12 protein-coding genes and 1 pseudogene are annotated in these 16921 nt (G+C 72.9%); 6 read left to right on the top strand and 7 right to left on the bottom strand.

Annotated elements, in window-relative coordinates; genetic code table 11:
• Positions 1 to 161: 161 nt before the first annotated feature.
• The 5 genes and pseudogenes from ACE4Q9_RS29095 to ACE4Q9_RS29075 all read right to left on the bottom strand — a co-directional run bounded on the left by ACE4Q9_RS29095 (position 162) and on the right by ACE4Q9_RS29075 (position 4479).
• Complete coding sequence (locus ACE4Q9_RS29095; protein WP_397987480.1) at positions 162 to 1385, bottom strand: NAD(P)/FAD-dependent oxidoreductase; 1224 nt, start codon at positions 1383 to 1385, stop codon at positions 162 to 164.
• Positions 1382 to 1576, bottom strand: a complete 195-nt coding sequence (locus ACE4Q9_RS29090) for a ferredoxin (protein ID WP_397987479.1) — start codon at positions 1574 to 1576, stop codon at positions 1382 to 1384. Before ACE4Q9_RS29090 ends, ACE4Q9_RS29095 begins: the two co-directional genes overlap by 4 nt.
• Positions 1577 to 1717: 141 nt before the next feature.
• Positions 1718 to 2947: a cytochrome P450 gene (locus ACE4Q9_RS29085; protein WP_397987478.1), complete on the bottom strand. Its 1230-nt coding sequence runs from the start codon at positions 2945 to 2947 to the stop codon at positions 1718 to 1720.
• 112 nt (positions 2948 to 3059) lie between these two features.
• On the bottom strand, positions 3060 to 3677 hold the full coding sequence (locus tag ACE4Q9_RS29080) for a TetR/AcrR family transcriptional regulator (protein WP_397987477.1): 618 nt from the start codon (positions 3675 to 3677) through the stop codon (positions 3060 to 3062).
• Between the two features lie 113 nt (positions 3678 to 3790).
• Positions 3791 to 4479: pseudogene (locus ACE4Q9_RS29075) on the bottom strand (alpha/beta hydrolase).
• Positions 4480 to 4909: 430 nt separating this feature from the next.
• Here ACE4Q9_RS29075 and ACE4Q9_RS29070 point away from each other — a divergent pair.
• Complete coding sequence (locus tag ACE4Q9_RS29070; RefSeq protein WP_397987476.1) at positions 4910 to 6703, top strand: hypothetical protein; 1794 nt, start codon at positions 4910 to 4912, stop codon at positions 6701 to 6703.
• A 26-nt stretch (positions 6704 to 6729) separates the two neighbouring features.
• Here the strand turns inward: ACE4Q9_RS29070 and ACE4Q9_RS29065 are convergent, their stop codons facing one another.
• Both ACE4Q9_RS29065 and ACE4Q9_RS29060 read right to left on the bottom strand, forming a co-directional pair.
• Positions 6730 to 7149, bottom strand: a complete 420-nt coding sequence (locus ACE4Q9_RS29065) for a hypothetical protein (RefSeq protein ID WP_397987475.1) — start codon at positions 7147 to 7149, stop codon at positions 6730 to 6732.
• Between the two features lie 366 nt (positions 7150 to 7515).
• Positions 7516 to 7851 (bottom strand): hypothetical protein, encoded by a 336-nt coding sequence (locus ACE4Q9_RS29060; RefSeq protein WP_397987474.1) that lies wholly within the window; start codon positions 7849 to 7851, stop codon positions 7516 to 7518.
• Positions 7852 to 8088: 237 nt separating this feature from the next.
• Here ACE4Q9_RS29060 and ACE4Q9_RS29055 point away from each other — a divergent pair, with 237 nt between their 5' ends.
• The 5 genes from ACE4Q9_RS29055 to sbnB all read left to right on the top strand — a co-directional run bounded on the left by ACE4Q9_RS29055 (position 8089) and on the right by sbnB (position 16888).
• Positions 8089 to 8580, top strand: coding sequence for a hypothetical protein (locus ACE4Q9_RS29055; RefSeq protein WP_397987473.1), 492 nt, complete (start codon positions 8089 to 8091; stop codon positions 8578 to 8580).
• A 340-nt stretch (positions 8581 to 8920) separates the two neighbouring features.
• Positions 8921 to 11506 carry a Pls/PosA family non-ribosomal peptide synthetase gene (locus ACE4Q9_RS29050; protein WP_397987472.1) on the top strand — a complete coding sequence of 862 codons (2586 nt, stop codon included), beginning with the start codon at positions 8921 to 8923 and terminating at the stop codon, positions 11504 to 11506.
• A 13-nt stretch (positions 11507 to 11519) separates the two neighbouring features.
• On the top strand, positions 11520 to 14774 hold the full coding sequence (locus ACE4Q9_RS29045) for an amino acid adenylation domain-containing protein (RefSeq protein WP_397987471.1): 3255 nt from the start codon (positions 11520 to 11522) through the stop codon (positions 14772 to 14774).
• A gap of 42 nt (positions 14775 to 14816) precedes the next feature.
• Positions 14817 to 15821, top strand: coding sequence for a TauD/TfdA family dioxygenase (locus tag ACE4Q9_RS29040; RefSeq protein ID WP_397987470.1), 1005 nt, complete (start codon positions 14817 to 14819; stop codon positions 15819 to 15821).
• On the top strand, positions 15818 to 16888 hold the full coding sequence (gene sbnB, locus ACE4Q9_RS29035) for a 2,3-diaminopropionate biosynthesis protein SbnB (protein ID WP_397987469.1): 1071 nt from the start codon (positions 15818 to 15820) through the stop codon (positions 16886 to 16888). Before ACE4Q9_RS29040 ends, sbnB begins: the two co-directional genes overlap by 4 nt.
• The last annotated feature ends 33 nt before the right edge of the window (positions 16889 to 16921 follow it).

The raw sequence follows: 16921 nt of genomic DNA, 5'->3' as shown, positions 1-16921 counted from the left end.
TTGCCGGCTGCTCCCCCACCGGGTTCCCGCGGTCCTCCTCGTCTATCGGGGCCCCCTCCGGAGCGACCCCCGGGGCCACCTCCGGAGCGCCCCTCGGGGTGCCTCCGGAGCCTCCCGTCGGGGTGCCTCCAGAGCCTGAATGAAACTTGAGCTACCTCATGTCAAGTCTGGTCCGCTTCGGGTGGGCCGTCCAGCGCGCGCGTCCACTCGGTGCCGGTGGCGAGCGCCGCGCGCCAGGGGCGCAGGACGCGGGGCGGCATGCCCACGGCGAGCGCTCCGGTGAGCGCCGTCCCCCTGCGGTAGGCGACGAGGAAGCGGCCGTCCGCCGGGTCGCCGTCCACCACGCGGGCCTCGTCGTGATCGCGCAGGTGTCCGAACGCCTGGATCCTGAGGTCGTACTGGTCGGACCAGAAGGAGGGCACCGGGGCGAACGGCTCGGCCTGCTCGGGGGCGAGGAGATTGCGGGCGGCGGCCATGCCCTGCTCGGCCGCGTTCGTACGGTGCTCCACGCGCATTTCGGCGCCGAAGAGGGGGTTGTGCCAGCGGGCGACGTCGCCCGCGGCGTAGATGCCGGGCGCGGCGGCGCTGTACCGGTCGCAGACCACCCCGTCGGTCAGCCGCAGCCCGCTGCCGTCGAGCCAGTCGGTGTTGGGTATGGAGCCGATGGCGATCAGCACGTCGTCGGCCGGGATCGTGGTGCCGTCGCTGAGCAGCACGCCGGTGGCCCGGCCCGCCCCGGTGGTGATCCCGGCGACCTTGGTCCCGGTCCGCAGGTCCACGCCGTGGTCGCGGTGGACCTGCGCCAGATGGGCGCCCATCCGCTGTCCGACTGCGTGCGCGAGGGGCACGGGGGCGGGTTCCACGAGGGTGACGGTGGCGCCGAGGGTACGGGCCGCGGCGGCGACCTCGGCCCCGAGGAACCCGGCGCCGACCACGACCAGCCGGCCCCCGGCCGACAGCCGCTCGCGCAGGGCGAGGGCGTCCCCGAGTTCCCGCAGGACGTGGACGCCGGGTGTGCCGCACTCGGGCAGCCGGCGCGGCCGGACCCCGGTGGCGATGATCAGGCCGTCGTACGGCAGGCTCGTGCCGTCGGCGAGGGTCACGGTGCGGGTCGCCGGGGCGAGGGCGGCGGCGGGCACGCCGAGGCGCAGGTCGAGAGCGAGGGCGTCGAGGTCGGCCGGGCGGCGCAGGTGCACCCGCTCGGGTTCCCAGGCGCCGGTGAGGATCTGCTTGGACAGCGGCGGGCGGTCGTAGGGCGGGAGCGGTTCGCCGCCGACAAGGGTGAGCGAGCCGTCGTAGCCCGCACGGCGCAGGGCCTCGGCAGCGGTCAGGCCGGCCGCCGAGGCACCCACCACCACGATGCGGCGCGGCGGAGCGCTTGTCACGCCTCCACCAGCCGGATCGCGGCGGCGGGGCAGATCGCGGCCGACTCCCGCACGTCATCGGCGAGTTCGGGGCCGGGGGTGGCGTCCAGCAGCTGTACGACGCCCTCGTCGTCCTGGTCGAAGACCTGGGGTGCGACCAGGACGCACTGTCCGGAGGCGACACATTTGGGCTGGTCGACTTCCACGCGCATGGGTTCCTCGTTTCCTCGTTCGCGGTGGTGCTGTGAGCTATGCGGGCTGTGTGTTTGTGTGCTGCGTGCTGCGTGCTGCGTGCTGCGTGCTGCGTGCTGCGTGCTGCGTGCTGCGTGCTGCGTGCTGCGTGCTGCGAAGTGCTACCAGGTGACCGGCAGTTCATAGACGCCGTAGACGAAGCCGTCGTGCTTGAACTCCAGTTGATCGACGTCGGTGGCCAACGCCAGGGTAGGGACAAGGGAGTAAAGCGTGCTGTAGACGACCTGGAGTTCGACACGAGCGAGCGGCTGACCGAGGCACTGGTGGATGCCGTAGCCGAAGGCGACATGGCGCCGGGCGTCGCGGGTGAGGTCGAGCCGGTCGGGGTCGGCGAACGCTCCGGGGTCCCGGTTGGCGATGTCGTTGGCGAGGATGACGCCGTCGCCCGCGCGGATCAGTTCGCCGCCGATCTCGATGTCCTCCAGCGCCACGCGCCGCCGCCCGGAGTGGACGATGGTCAGGTAGCGCAGCAGTTCCTCGACGGCCGAGGCGACCGTCTTGGGGTCGTCGCTGTCGCGGAGCAGGGCGAGTTGGTCCGGGACGCGCAGCAGGGCCAGAGTGCCGAGCGCGATCATGTTGGCGGTGGTCTCGTGCCCGGCCACGAGCAGCAGGACGCCCAGCTCGGCGGCCTGGCGCTGCGTCAACTCGCCGGTGGCCACACGCTGCACGGCGAGCGCGGAGAGCACGTCGTCCTCGGGGTTCGCGAGCTTGGCGGTCAGCAGGTCGTCCAGGTAGCCGGTGAGCGCCTCGGACGCCGCGAGCAGTTCCTCGCGGGTGGAGGTGCGGCGCACCAGGACGCGGCTGTGGCGCTGGAAGAAGTCGTGCTGCTCGTACGGCACGCCGAGCAGCGCGCAGATCACCAGGCTGGGCAGGGGCAGCGCGAACGCCTCCACCAGGTCGGTGGGGTTGGGCCCGGCCAGCATCTCCTCGATCAGGTCGTCCACGATCCGCTGCACGGCCGGCCGCAGCGCCTCGACCTTCCTGATCGTGAACGGAGCCGTCACCATGCGGCGCAGGCGCGCGTGTTCGGGGTCGTCCAGGGTGAGGAGGGTGCTGCGGGTCTGGTCCCGCTCCCGCGTGGCGGCGCTGCGGTGGGGGTAGCCGGGGCGCCGGGGGTCGGCGCTGATGCGCGGATCGCCGAGCAGGGCGCGCACATCCTCGTGCCGGGTGATCATCCAGGGGCTGCTGCCGTCCCAGATGCGCACCCGCGACACGGGCCGCTCGCTCTGGAGCTCCTTCAGGGTGGGGGGCGGATCGAAGGGGCATCCGGCGGCGCGGGGCATGGGGTGCTCGGGGAGCCCGGTCGGCGTGTCCACGACTGTCTCGGTCATCGCTGCCTCCTCGGCAAGAGGGCGCATCCAACACCCCTAACGGCGTTAGGTGCTTCAGGCAACTTTAGGGATCGCGGCGGGCACGTCAACGGTGCCGAGGGGTTCGCCGTCGCTATCCGGCCACGATGCGATCGAGCAGATCGTCCGCGCGCCGCTCCAGGCCGTGCCGGTCGACCTCGAAGGGCAGCGCCATCGCGATGGTGACGATGCCGTGCAGCGCCGACCACAGCAGCAGGGCGTCCCGTGCGCCGTCCACCTGGGCCGAGCGGGCGGCGGGCAGCGCGGCCAGCGCCTCCTCCCAGGCGCCGAGGACCAGCCAGACCGGGTGGCGGGGCGAGTCTTCGCGGGGGCCGACGATGCGCTCGACGCCGAACATCAGCCGGTAGCGGCGGGGGTTCTCCAGCGCAAAGGCGCAATAGCGGTGAGCCATGGCCCGCAGGGCGGAGCCCGGGGTGTGCGGGGTGCGGGTGTCGCGCGCCTCCCCCAGTTCGGCGACCAGTTTCTCGTAGGCCCGGCGGGTCACCGTCGCGACCAGTTCGGAGCGGTCCTTGAAGTGCAGGTAGACGCTGGGCGCGGAGATGCCGACCTCGCGGGCGACCGCGCGCAGCGACAGCGCCTCCTCGCGGCCCGACTCGGCCAGCAGCCGGGCCGCGGCCGCCAGGATCTCCTCCTTCAGGGCGCCACCCTCGCCCCACTGGCTCGGGGCGCGGCGCTTGAACGTGTCGGCCACCTGTGCTTCCTCCGTCTTGCGGCTGCCGGGGTGAAGCATTATCGGAGGTGGCCGGATATCCGTCGCCCTGCGTGCCGGCGCCCTGTCGAACCGGAACGCCGGCACCGCCCGACTCAGGTCCCCCGCACCGCCGTCGCCCCCAGATGCCGGGCGAAGAAGCGGACCGCGCTGTCGGCCTCGAACCGCGGCAGCTCCTTGTGCCGGCCGGAGTTGGCGTGCGGCGTCTTCTCCGTCGAGGCGAAGGCGTCGAAGAGGGCCGGCGCGGACGCGCGCGGGATGTGCTCGTCGTCCCACTGCATGGCGTACTCGACGGGGACGGTGATCCGCCGGGCGGTCCCGGCCAGGGCGTCGGGCCAGTGCGGCCCGAAGACCGCGGCGGTGACCCGGGGATCGTCCGCCAGGAACGGCACGCCGATCGCGGTGGCCAGGTTCAGTCCGAAGAAGCCGACGGGACCGCCGGTGCCGATCCCGGGCAGTTCCTGGAGGGCGTCCAGGGCCGCCCGCCACTCGGGGACGGCGCGTTCGGCGAAGCGGCGTTGCAGCGGACGCCGATCGGGCCCTCCGGCTCGCCCGCCGCCCGCGCCCGGTACAGCGCGGCGGTCTCCTGCTCGTCGTGTGCCGTGCGCGGCCCGTCATCGCGGGCCACCTCTTGTGCGTGCCGCCGCCGTGGCCCGTGAACACGAGGGGGGCGCGCTGTGGGGCAGGCGGGCGACCAGAGGACGCCGGGGACGCCGTTCACGGTGAAGTCGCGCTCGATCACGCCGTCGGACGTCGTGTGAGCGGTGAGTCGCAATGTCCGCATGGGGCGTTGCCCCTCGGGAGTGCCTGGTCGGCGAGGCGCTCCCGCGGCAGGTACGTCAGCCGCCGGACCGTGACGAAGAGAGGAGCGCCCACACGGATACCCCCGTCATGGGTCTCACCTCCTCGCTCGCTCGCACGGTCGCCCGAAAGCCATCAGCCGGGGCCCCGCCCCGCTCCGCCTCTTCCGGCCGGGGCACACTGCCGTGACGTCCGCCGGCACGGTGGCGCGGCGCCGGTCCGCTCGGGCGTGGCGGCTCCTCGCGCCGGGGCGCGGGCGGACGGAGGCGGCGCCGAGGCCGGATTGTGTCCTCATGGGCGCCGGTCCATCCGATCCCTGTGCGTGTCCCCGGAGTTACGGCTCGATAGCATCGGGCCGACAGCCGGAGAACGCCGAATGGATCAGGCCGGGACGGGGATACGCGCCAGTGGTGATGGGTGGGGCAGCACGGCTGCGGGTGCCGGTGGGGGCGGACGCGGAACGCTGGGTCACGCGGGCCGGATGCCGCCGTGTCCTCCTCGTCGTGCACAACGTGACCTCCGCGACCCGCCTGTTGGACGTGCTGCCCCTGTTCGGCGGCGATGTGCGGTTGCAGCTGTTCGCCACGTGCACGGGGTCCTCACCGTTCCTCGCGGGCGTGCCCGAGCTGCTGACGGGGGTGGGGCTGCCCGTGCTGCCGTGGGAGCAGGCGAAGGAGACCACGTTCGACCTCGCCGTCTCCGCGAGCTACGGCGGCGAACTGGACGAGATCCGTGCCGAGTTGGTGATCCTGTCCCATGGGATGGGCTACAACAAGCGGCTCGCCACCCCCGCCGGCGCCGAACGGCGTTCGTCCGCACCGGTCTTCGGGCTCTCCCCGGACTGGCTGCTGCACCGCGGCCGCCCCCTCGCCGCCGCCACCGTCCTGTCGCACCCCGAACAACTGGAGCGCTTGCGCGCCTCCTGCCCGCAGGCCGCGCCCACCGCCGTACTGGCCGGGGACCCCTGCTACGACCGGCTCATCGGCGGGCTCCCTCAGCGGGAACTCTTCCGGCGCGCCCTCGGGGTGGCGCCGGGACAGAAGCTGGTCGTCCTCAGCTCCACCTGGTCGTCGCGGTCCCTGTTCGGCGCCCTGGAGGCCGGGTCGGGCGCGGCGGACGACGCGGACGATCTGCTGCCCTGGCTGCTGTCCCGGCTGTCCACGGAGCTGCCGGCCGACGAGTACCGCTCCGTCGCCGTGCTGCACCCCAACATCTGGTACGGGCACGGTCCTGGGCAGGTCAGGTCCTGGCTCGACCACGCCCGCCGGGCCGGCCTGGACGCCGTACCGCCGCTCGACTGGTGGCGGCAGGCCCTGATCGCGGCGGACTGCGTGCTCGGGGACCACTCCAGCGTCACGTACTACGCGGCGGCCATCGGCGCCCCCGTACTGCTCGGGGCGTTCCCGCAGGACGCGCTCGACCCGCACTCACCGGTGGCCGCGCTCGGGCGTACGGCGCCCCGGCTGGTCCGGCAAGGCAGTCTGCGGGCGCAGATCGACGCGGCGATCACCGCCCACGAGCCGGACAGCTACGCGCACTTCGCGGAGCAGGCCAGTTCGTCGCCGGGCGAGTCGGCCGGGTTGCTGCGCCGGCTGTTCTACGGGCTCATGGGCCTGCCGGAGCCCGACGGCCACGCCGCGCTGCTCGACCCGCTGCCGCTGCCGCCCCACCAGCCGGCCCGCCGTACCACGCCCGTGCGGGTCTTCGCCGAGGTGGCCGACGGGCCCACGCCCGAGGTCACGCTCGTACGGCACCCCGTGTCCGGCGACGCCCCCGACCCGGCGGAGGGACTGGCGGCGCGGGCCGAGCTCGCGCACACGGCGGTGGACGAGGAGACCCGGGAGGCCGGCAGGCTGCGCGTCGCGGACGTCATCCTGCGGCACGCGCCCGCGGACGACCCCCGGCTCGGGCCGCCCGCCGCCTGGACGGCGGAGGCGCTGGCCCGCTACCCGTACTGCGCGCTGGCGGTCTACGCCGACGGACCGGACCGCTGTGTCGTCCGCACCCGCCAGGGCGACCTGCTGCGCCTGTCCGCGGCGCCGGGACCGGACGGCCGGCCGGACCTGTGCGACCCGGCCGCCTACGCCTCCGCGCTCCATGCCTGGGTCGCGAGCGGCCGGAAGGTCTGCGAGGCCGTCCCCGAACTCGTGGTGCGCACCGGCGCGGTGGTGCGCCGGGTGACGGTCGAACGCCTCTCCCCGGCCTAGCAGCTGACAGGCCGTCAGTCCGGTTCTCAGGACTCCAGTGCGGCGAGGCGCGCGCGGGCCCGTTGCGCGCCGACGGTGTCCTCGTGCTTCTCGTAGTGCGCGGCGGCGGCCCGGAGTTCCTCCGCGGCCCGCGCCGGACGGCCCGAGCGGTCGTGGCACTCGGCGCGCTGCTCCAGCACGTCGGCGAGCTGGAGCCCCGCGCCCTCCCTCGTCATGATCCCGGCGGCCCTGTCCAGGCAGACCAGGGCGAGTTCGAGGTCGCCCGCGAGGTGGGCCTCGCCGAGGCTCATGTAGACACGGCCCTCGTTGTAGGTGTCGGCGCCGTCGGGCAGGGTGCGGAAGCCGACCAGCGCGTCGTTCAACCGCTCGTAGGCGGCGGGCAGTCGGCCCTCGCGGGCGAGGACCCGGCCGATGTGGTGCGTGAGGAGCGCGGTGGCGCGGGGCACGTCCCGCCATCCTTCCTCACCCTCACGGATACGGCCGAGGACCCGCTGGGCCTCCTCGAAGGCGCTCCGTGCCTCGTCGTGACGCCACAGCTTGAGGCGCAGCAGCCCGAGGGCTTCCAGGGCGGACGCCTGCCCCAGCGGGTGCCCGCACTCCTCGTCCGCGGCGACGGCCTACGACAAAGGGGGTGGACGAGCGCAGGGAGCGGAGCGCCGGCCGGGCGCGCCGCGCGGACGCGTTCCACGGAGGGGCGCCGGCAGACCGGGGGTGAGCGGGATGTCGTACCGAGGCGGTGCCGACGCCCGTGAACGCCTTGCCGCGCATCGGGCGAAGTACCGATGACCGTCAAACGGGGTTGCCCGCGGCCCTCACTCCGGTGCGAACGAGAAGCTGTTCCACGGCCCGGTGGCCCGGACCGCCTGGTCCGTCGCGCCGATGTCGAGGAAGTTGGACGCCCCACCGGCGGGCACGGTGCAGTCGGGGGTCGTGTAGAGGAGCAGGCTGCTCTGGGTCTGGTTGGTGACCTGGGTGATGCCCTCGGGGAGGCGGTGGCAGCCCTTGACCGGGGGGTTATTGAGGGTCTGGACGATCCGTCCGTTGTGCCGTGCCACGATCTGACCGGACGCCTGGTCCTGGCAGGCGGTGAGCGCGATGCCGAGCAACGCGAAACCGGTGAGCGCGGCCAGTGACCGTGAAGCGCGCATCGGGCCTCCTGTGCCAAGGCGGGTGCTGCCGGGGGACCTGGTCCCCCCACCACTATCCGTCAGAGTGCGCCGGCCCGCCCGGCGAGGGCGCCCATGCCGGGGGCATCGCCTGTTCAGCGGCGCCCAGGGGTCCTTTCGGGTGCCTGTGTGGCCCGGCTGTCGCACCCGGTGTGCGGGGTGCGGCCGCCCACCCTTCACTGAGGGAAACGATTCGCTGCGAGGGCACGGGAGTCACCCATGGCAGGGCACTGGAGACGAGGCACGGCGGGCGCGGTGCTGGCCCTGGTCATGCTGCCGGCCGCCGGCTGCGGCGACGGCTCCGCGAACTCCCCCACCCCGGCCGAGCAGGCCGCCTCGGCCGCCTCCGCCGCCGCCTCCCTCGCGGCCCGCGGCGGCGACGCGCTCGCCTCGGCCTCGGCGGAGGCCGGCCGCAGACTCGACGAGGCCAAGGGCGGAGTGAACGCCAAGGACCAGGTGAGCCTCGGCGCCGTCGCCGTCGGCGGCGACGGCCGGGCCACCGCCACGGTGACCGCGCGGAACACCGCCTCCTCCGCCAAGTCCTTCGCCGTGCAGGTCAACTTCACGGACGGCAACGGCAATCTCCTCGACGTCGTCGTACTGACGGTCAAGAACGTGGCCGCGCACGCCTCCGGCCACGGCACCGCGCGCAGCAACCGCAGGCTGCACGGCGAGGTACGGGCGGACGTGGGCACGGCCCTGCGGTACTGACGCCACGCCTTCCCTTTCCACGCAGCCCGCCTCCCCTTTCCACGCAGCCCGCCTCCCCTCTCCGCGATCCCGCGGCCCCTCCACCCCCGCCGACCGCACACACGAACCGCGCGGACCCCCGTCCGAACCCCGGACGCTGCCGCACGAGTGAACCGCCAAACGGGTGATCCGCAGCGGCCGCCAGCCCCGCGCGCCCAAGGATCAGGGCCCCAGCGGGCATTTCCGGCGAGTCGGGCGATTGGTTCGAAGTGACAGGCTTACGGTGCCCTGTCCACACTGAATTGGCGGTTCGTGATCAGGAATGTGCATCAACGATCCAGAACGTTCTCGAGGAGATCGAATGGTGGAGCAGTCCTCCGAGATCGATATAAGCGGGCCGGACGCACCCGCCCTCCCCGTGAGCGGCACCGGCCCGGACAGAACAGAGACCGAGAGCAAACTCGCGGACGCGCTGGCCGAGGTCGTGGGCACCGAGCAGGTGCCGGTGGACAGCCACTTCTTCACCGACCTCGGCGCCAACTCCCTGGTCATGGCGCAGTTCTGCGCACGCGTGCGCAAGCGGCCCGACCTGCCGTCCCCCTCCATGCGGGACATCTACCGGTACCCCACCATCCGCGACCTGGCCGCGGCCCTCACCCCGGTCACTCCCCCGCCTGACGAGGCCCCGGCCACCCCGGCGGCACCCGCGGCACCGGCACCCGCCCCCCTGCCGCACACCAGCCGGCTGACCCACTTCCTGTGCGGGTCCTTCCAGTTGCTGGCCTTCCTCGCCTACTCGCTCGTCTCCGGCCTGGTCACCGGCACCGGCTACGAGTGGGTCGCCGACGGCAACGGGATCGCCGACATCTACGTACGGTCGCTGGCCTTCGGCGGCACCGGGTTCATCGCGCTGTGCGTCTTCCCGGTCGTGGCCAAGTGGCTGCTGGTCGGCCGCTGGAAACCGGTCGAGTTCCCCGTCTGGGGCCTCGCGTACGCGCGCTTCTGGCTCGTGAAGGTGTTGCTGCACGCGAACCCGATGGTCTTCCTCGCCGGGACCCCGCTGTACGTGCTGTACCTGCGGGCCCTGGGCGCGCGGATCGGCAAGGGGGTCACGATCCTGTCGCACACCCTGCCCGTCTGCCCCGACCTGGTGACCATCGGCGCCGGGACGGTGATCCGCAAAGACTCCTTCATCCTCGGCTACCGGGCGCACGCGGGCCGCATCCAGACCGGCCGGATCACCCTGGGCGAGGGCGTGTTCATCGGGGAGAAGACCACCCTGGACATCGACACCTCGATGGGCGACGGGGCACAGCTCGGCCACGCCTCGGCGCTGCACCGCGGTCAGGCGGTCCCGGCCGGCGAGCGCTGGCACGGCTCCCCCGCCGAACCGGCGTCGACGGACTACCTGCGCGTGCCGCCCGCCCGGTGCGGCACCCTGCGGCGGGCCTGGTTCGGCCTCGGCACGCTGGCCCAACTCCTCTTCGTTTACATCCCGTTGGCCATCGGCGGGATGTACATACTGTTCACCGCGGTACCGGCGATCGGCGAGCGCCTCGATCCGGACACCGACGACCTGGCGCCCGGCCAGCTGCTCACCGACGCGCTGCTGCTCTCCCTGGTGCTGTTCGCCGGGTTCGTCGTCGTGGGACTCGCCGTCCTGTACACGCTGCCCCGGCTGCTGCGGCTGGTCGTCCGGCCCGACCGGGTCTACCCGCTGTACGGCTTCCACTACGCGCTGCACCGTGCGACGGCCCGCCTGACCAACGTCAAGTTCTTCGCCTGGCTGTTCGGTGACAGCTCGTACGTCGTGCACTATCTGCGCGGTCTCGGGTACGACCTGTCGCACGTCGAGCAGACCGGCTCGAACTTCGGCACCGAAGTGCAGCACGAGACGCCGCTGTTGGTGTCGGTCGGCAGCGGCACCATGATCGCCGACGGGCTGTCCGTGCTCAACGCGGACTATTCGAGCACGTCGTTCCGGCTGTCGCGGGTGTCGATCGGGCCGCGCAACTTCCTCGGCAACAACATCGCCTACCCGGTGGGCGGCAGGACGGGCGAGAACTGCCTGCTCGCGACCAAGGTGATGATCCCGCTGGACGGCGAGGTCCGGACGGGCGTGGGACTGCTCGGCTCGCCGTGCTTCGAGATCCCGCGCTCGGTCGACCGGGACGCCCGCTTCGACCATCTGCGCGAGGGCGAGGAACTGAGCACCCGGTTGCGCGCGAAGAACCGCTACAACCTGCGCTCGATGGCCTGGTGGCTGCTCGCCCGCTGGCTGCACGTCTTCGTGCTCACCCTGTTCGCGCTCGCCACGGTCGATCTGTACGGCATGGCGGGCCATGTGGTGATAGCGGCCTATCTGGCGCTGACCCTCGCCTTCTCCACCGCGTACTACATCGTGCTGGAGCGCTGCATGACCCGGTTCCGCGGGCTGCGGCCCCAGTTGTGCTCCATCTACGACCGGGACTTCTGGCGGATCGAGCGCCTGTGGAAGGTCCCGTCGCAGTGGCTGAACATCTTCAACGGAACCCCCTTCAAGAGCCTGGTCTGGCGGCTGATGGGCGTGCGCGTGGGCCGCATGGTGTTCGACGACGGCTGCTACATCACCGACCGGACCCTCGCGGTCATCGGCGACGGCTGCACCCTCAACGCGGGCAGCAAGGTCCAGTGCCACTCGCAGGAGGACGGCACCTTCAAGTCCGACTTCATCAGGCTCGGCGCCGGCACCACGCTGGGCGTCTCCGCCCATGTCCACTACGGCGTGACGATGGGCGAGGGCTCGGAGCTGGTCGCCGACTCCTTCCTCATGAAGGGCGAGGAAGTGCCCCCGCACGCGCGGTGGGGCGGCAACCCGGCGGTGGAGATGCCGGCGGCCGAGGCTCCGCCCGACCCTCCCCTGCCGATCGCGTCTACAGCCAACGCCCCTGCGGCGACCGTGAGTTGAGGAAGGCCATTCGATGGGAACGCGCGTGGAAGCGGACCGGGAGTTCTGGCAGCGGGTGCTGACCGCCGGCGGTGTCACCGCGGTGCCGCGCTGGGTGCGGGAGCCGGCTCCCGGCTCGGCCGAGCACGAGATGCCGGTGCCGGACGAGGTGGCGCGGGCGGTGCGCGAACTGGTCGGACGCCAGGGCGTGCCGGTCAGCGCACTGCTGCTCGCGGCGCACGCCAAGGTGCTGGCCGCGCTGTCCGGCGAGCCGGAGGTGGTCACCGGTTACACCACCGGCGTGCGCGGCGAGCCCCTGCCCTGCCGGCTGACCGTCCGCCCCGGCTCCTGGCGGGAGCTGGCGGCGGCGGCCGAGCACGCGGAGGCGCAGGTGCTGGCGCACCGGGAGTTCCCGGTGGAGAAGCTGCGCCGCGAACTCGGGCTGACGGAGCCGCCGTACGAGGTGGTGTTCGGGCCCATCGGGGCCGACGAGAACCACGCCGACGACGGTGTACTGCATGTGCGCTGGTCGGAGCGGGGCGGTCGGCTGCTGCTGCGCCTCGGGTACCGCAAGGACGTCCTGGACGCCGAGGCCGCGGCCCGGATCGGCGGCTACCACCTGACCGCCCTCCGACTTCTGACCGCCGCCCCGGACGCCGACCACGGCGCGCGGAGCCTGCTGACCGACGACGAGGTGCGCGAGCAGCTGGAGGGGCTGGCCGGACCGCACCGGCCGCTGCCGAAGGCGCGGGCGCACGAGCTGTTCGAGCAGCGGGTGCGGACGCGTCCGGACGCGGTGGCGGTCGTCCAGGGCGAGCGGGAGTGGACGTACGACGAGCTGAACCGGCGGGCCAACCGGCTGGCGCGGGCGCTCGTCGAGCGGGGCGTCGGCCGGGAGGACGTGGTCGCCGTCGTCATGGAGCGCGGCCTCGACTGGCCGGCGGCGACGCTCGCGGTGCTCAAGGCGGGCGCCGTCTACCTGCCGATCGAGCCGCACTTCCCGGCCGGGCGGATCGCGGCGACGCTGTCGCGGGCGGGCTGTCGGCTGGTGCTGACCGAGTCCGGCAGCACCGCCACCCTGGACGAGGCGCTGGCCGCGGTGCCGGGGGCGCGGCGGCTGCTGGTCGAGGAGGCGTACGCGCAGCCGCACGCCGAGGACGACCTGCGACTGCGCGTGGACGAAAACCAGTTGGCGTACATCTACTTCACCTCCGGCTCCACCGGCGAGCCGAAGGGGGCGATGTGCGAGCACGCGGGCCTGCTCAACCACCTCTTCGCCAAGATCGACGACCTCGGCATCGGCGAGGGATCGGTGGTGGCGCAGACGGCACCGCAGTGTTTCGACATCTCCTTGTGGCAGCTGGTCTCCGCGCTCATGGTCGGCGGGCGGACCCTGCTGGTCGGGCAGGACGAGATCACGGACGTGGAGCGCTTCGTCGGCACGCTGGTCGACGGCCGGGTCACGGTGGCGCAGCTGGTGCCCTCCTATCTGGAGGTCGTGGTCTCGTACCTGGAACAGCGGCCGCGTGAACTGCCGGACCTGCGCTGTGTGTCGGTGACCGGCGAGGCGCTCAAGCGGGAGCTGGTGCAGCGCTGGTTCGCCATCGAGCCGGACATCAAGCTGCTCAACGCCTACGGCCTGACGGAGACCTCGGACGACACCAACCACGAGGTCCTGGACCGGGTGCCGGAGCGGGTGCTGCTGGGGCGCGCGGTGAACAACGTACGCGTCTACGTGGTGGACGAGCGGCTCTCGCTGGTGCCGCTGGGCGCACCCGGCCTGATCGCGTTCTCCGGTGTCTGTGTGGGCCGGGGGTACGTCAACGATCCGGAGCGGACCCGTGAGGCGTACCGCACGGACCCGTACCGGCCCGGCGAGCGGCTGTACCTGGGCGGTGACTGGGGGCGCTGGCACCCGGACGGCAAGCTGGAGTTCCTGGGCCGCCGGGACAACCAGGTGAAGATCCGCGGCTTCCGCATCGAGATCGGCGAGATCGAGAACGCGCTGCTGCGGGTGGCCGGGGTGCGGGACGCGGCGGTAGTGGTCACCGAGCGGGGTGGCGGCAGCAGACATCTGATCGCCTTCTGCGCGGGCGCGCCCCGGCCGGTGACGGAGCTGCGCGAGGCGCTCGGCGCGGTGCTGCCCGCCTATATGGTTCCCTCCGCCTTCCACTGGCAGGACGCCCTGCCGCTGACCGGCAACGGGAAGATCGACCGCAAGGCGCTGACCGCGCTGGCGGCTCGGGCCGCGCCGGCCGCGGAGGAGACCCCGGCGGCGGATGTCCCGATCGGGCCCGCCGAACGGCGGCTCGCCGCGGCCTGGGCCGGGGTGCTGGGCGTACCGGTCGAACAGGTGCGCCGCTCGGACCAGTTCTTCGACTCCGGCGGCACCTCGCTGACCGCGGTCAAGCTCAGCATCGCGCTGGAGCGGGCGGTGTCCCTCAAGGACATCACCCGGCACCCGGTCCTCGCGGACCTTGCCGCGCTGCTGGACGGCACGGGCACGCAGCACGGGGAGCTGCTCCAGCCGCTCGCGGAGGGGGGCGGCGAGGACGCGGGCGCGCTGGTCTGCTTCCCGTACGCGGGGGGCAACGCGGTCAACTTCCAGCCGATGGCGAGCGCGCTGGCCGACAGCGGGCTCACGGTCCTCGCGGTGGATCTGCCCGGACACGATCTGGCCGCGCACCAGGAGCCGTTCGTCTCCATCGCGCAGGTCGCCGAACAGGTCGCCGCGGAGATCGTGGCGCGCGGGCTGACGCGGGTGATGCTGTGGGGCCACTCCTCGGGGGCGGCGCCCGCGATCGAGACGGCCCGGCGGCTCGCCGAGCGGGGGGTGCGGGTCGGCCGGGTGTTCATCGGCGCCCAGCTCCTCGGCACCGCGGACGAACGAGGGGCCGCGGTCACCGAGTTGACCGCGCTCGGGGACGCCGAGATCGCGGCGCGGCTCACCGCGGACAGCGGCTACACCGAGCTGGCGGAGCTGAACGAGGCGCACGCCGAGCACATCGGCGCCGCCTACCGGCACGACTGCGTGGCCGCGCACCGCTACTTCCGCGCGGCCCTCCAGTCCCCCTCGCCCCCCAAGCTGGCCGCGCCGCTCACCGTGGTCGTCGCGGCCGACGACCCGCACACCGCGGGCGCCACCGAACGCCACCGGGACTGGCTGCTGCTGGCCGGCCGGGTGGAGCTGCACGAACTCACCGACGGCGGCCACTACTTCCCCCGCACCCGGCCGGCCGAGGCGGCGCGTGCCGTGCTGCGGGCCGCCGTACCCCTGGCCACGTCCTGAGCCACGCCTCCCCTCCAGACGGGCAACCGAAAGGAAACCGAGATGCCGTTCTCATCCCTGGCAGCGCCGCTCGAGGTGGAGCTGCGCCCGCACAGACCGGCGCTGCTGCGCGTCGACTCGCCGGGCGACGCCCCGGCCTGGGCGGGCGAGCACCGCGAGGCGCTGCGCGCCCTGGTGACCGAACACGGGGCGCTGCTGGTCCGTGGTCTGGGACTGCGGGACGCGGACCAGGTCGGTGCCGTCTTCGCCCGGATCACCGGTGAACTCATGCAAGAGCGCGAGGCGTTCGCGCCGCGCGAGGCCGTCGCGCCCGGCGTGCACTCCGCCACTCCGTGGCCGGCCAACCAGCCGATGTGCATGCACCACGAGCTGAGTTACACGCTGGACGTGCCCTCCCTGATGCTGTTCGCGTGCCTGACCGCGGCCACGGAGGGCGGGGCGACGGCGGTGGCCGACGCCGAGGAGGTGCTCAGCGCGCTGCCCGCCTCGCTGACCGAGCGGTTCGAGCGCGAGGGCTGGCTGCTGACCCGCAGCTACAACGACGAGATCGGGGCCTCGCTCGCCGAGTCGTTCGGCACCGAGGACCGCGAGGAGATCGAGCGCTACTGCCGGGCGCACGCCATCGAGTTCACCTGGGGCCCGGACGGCTCCCTGTGCACCCGGCAGCGGCGCAGCGCGGTGGTACGGCACCCGGTCACCGGCCGGCGCTGCTGGTTCAACCAGATCGCGTTCCTCAACGAGTGGACGCTGCCCCCGGAGGTGCGCGAATACCTCGTGGACATGTACGGCGAGGACGGGCTGCCGTTCAACACCCGGTACGGGGACGGCAGTCCGATCGGCGAGGAGGTGGTCGAACTGCTCAACTCCACCTATGAGGCGCACACCCGGCGCGAGCCCTGGCAGGCCGGGGATCTGCTGCTCGTGGACAACATCTCCACCGCGCACAGCCGGGAGCCGTTCAGCGGCGAGCGGCAGGTGCTGGTGGGCATGGCCGAGCCGCGCCGGCTCGCCGACGGCCGCCCGGCCCCGGAGGCGAGCGAGCGATGACCGATCTGCTGACGACGACCGCCGAACAGGCGGCGGGCGGGCCCTCGGTGCCGACGTTCTCGGTGATCTCCGGGCAGCAGGTGCAGCAGGCCCTCACGGGCCGGGAGCGGGAGCTGGTGGCGCTGGTCGAGGCCACCTACCGGCTGCACGGCGCCGGGGACTCGGTGAACCCGCCGTCGTACTTCCTGCGCTTCCCGGACCGTCCGGACTCGCGGATCATCGCGCTGCCGGCCTCCATCGGCGGTTCGGTGCACGTGGACGGCCTGAAGTGGATCTCCAGCTTCCCGGACAACGTGCGCTCGGGGCTGCCGCGGGCCTCCGCGGTGCTGATCCTCAACGACCCGGAGACCGGCTATCCGTTCGCCTGTCTGGAAAGCTCCATCATCAGCGCCACCCGGACCGCCGCGTCCGCGGCGCTCGCCGCCGACTGCCTCAGCCGCGGCCGGAACACCCGGCCCACGCGGATCGGGTTCTTCGGCACGGGCCTGATCGCCCGGTACATCCACACCTTCCTGGCCGGCACCGGCTGGGAGTTCGACGCGATCGGCGTGCACGACGTGTCCGCCGACAGCGCCGAGGGGTTCCGCGGCTATCTGCGCCAGAGCGGCGCGGGCGGGCAGGTCACCGTGCACGAGCGTGCCGAGGACCTGATCCGCGGCAGCGATCTCGTGGTCTTCGCGACCGTCGCCGGCAAGCCGCACGTCACCGATCCGGCGTGGTTCGACCACAACCCTCTGGTCCTGCACGTGTCGTTGCGGGACCTGGCCCCCGAAGTCCTGCTGGGCGCCGCCAACTTCGTCGACGACGTCGAGCACTGTCTGAAGGCCGACACCTCACCGCACCTGGTCGAACAGCTCACCGGGGACCGCGACTTCCTCAACGGCACGCTCAACGACGTGCTGTGCGGGCGGGCCGCTCCGCCGGCCGACCGTCCGGTGATCTTCTCGCCCTTCGGACTCGGTGTCCTCGATCTCGCCGTCGGCAAGTACGTCTACGACGAGGTACTCCGGGCGGGCAGCCTCCGCCTCATCGACGACTTCTTCCACGACCTGCGCCGGTACGGCTGAGGCCCGTCCTCGGCCCGGCACCAGGAGGTCCGC

The sequence above is a fragment of the Streptomyces sp. AM6-12 genome (genome assembly GCF_044327085.1).
Classification (GTDB): domain Bacteria; phylum Actinomycetota; class Actinomycetes; order Streptomycetales; family Streptomycetaceae; genus Streptomyces.
This window is presented reverse-complemented; position numbering and strand designations above follow the sequence as displayed.

Coding starts and splice junctions, on each gene's coding strand:
- ACE4Q9_RS29090 (WP_397987479.1), bottom strand. CDS start 1,576: ATGCGCGTGGAAGTCGACCAGCCCAAATGTGTCGCCTCCGGACAGTGC.
- ACE4Q9_RS29085 (WP_397987478.1), bottom strand. CDS start 2,947: ATGACCGAGACAGTCGTGGACACGCCGACCGGGCTCCCCGAGCACCCC.
- ACE4Q9_RS29070 (WP_397987476.1), top strand. CDS start 4,910: ATGGGTGGGGCAGCACGGCTGCGGGTGCCGGTGGGGGCGGACGCGGAA.
- ACE4Q9_RS29060 (WP_397987474.1), bottom strand. CDS start 7,851: ATGCGCGCTTCACGGTCACTGGCCGCGCTCACCGGTTTCGCGTTGCTC.
- ACE4Q9_RS29055 (WP_397987473.1), top strand. CDS start 8,089: ATGGCAGGGCACTGGAGACGAGGCACGGCGGGCGCGGTGCTGGCCCTG.
- ACE4Q9_RS29050 (WP_397987472.1), top strand. CDS start 8,921: ATGGTGGAGCAGTCCTCCGAGATCGATATAAGCGGGCCGGACGCACCC.
- ACE4Q9_RS29045 (WP_397987471.1), top strand. CDS start 11,520: ATGGGAACGCGCGTGGAAGCGGACCGGGAGTTCTGGCAGCGGGTGCTG.
- ACE4Q9_RS29040 (WP_397987470.1), top strand. CDS start 14,817: ATGCCGTTCTCATCCCTGGCAGCGCCGCTCGAGGTGGAGCTGCGCCCG.
- sbnB (WP_397987469.1), top strand. CDS start 15,818: ATGACCGATCTGCTGACGACGACCGCCGAACAGGCGGCGGGCGGGCCC.